Annotated in this window: 1 pseudogene; it reads left to right on the top strand. The window is 53.7% G+C overall.

Features of this window, described 5'->3' with window-relative positions:
* Positions 1-58 precede the first annotated feature (58 nt).
* Positions 59-242: pseudogene (locus R0J87_RS23985) on the top strand (hypothetical protein); the annotation flags it as partial.

The raw sequence follows: 242 nt of genomic DNA, 5'->3' as shown, positions 1-242 counted from the left end.
CGGCGCTGAGAACATCCGGCTAACCTGATATTTCTCGACGATTTTCCACCACACGCCGCAGCCGCAGAACGTTGGCTTTGATGATTTCCGCGGCTTTAACTCGGTATCCGATATGTATACCGAATGGCGTGATGTTCACGTCAACCCGGAAGTCGCCCTGAGCCCGGATCGTTCTGAATACATCCAAAAACTGCCGTTCAGCAAAGATGACGTTCATGCCGTGCGCGGCGGTGAACAGGAAG

This window comes from Halomonas sp. SIMBA_159 (assembly GCF_046536035.1).
GTDB lineage: Bacteria > Pseudomonadota > Gammaproteobacteria > Pseudomonadales > Halomonadaceae > Vreelandella > Vreelandella venusta_A.
This window is presented reverse-complemented; position numbering and strand designations above follow the sequence as displayed.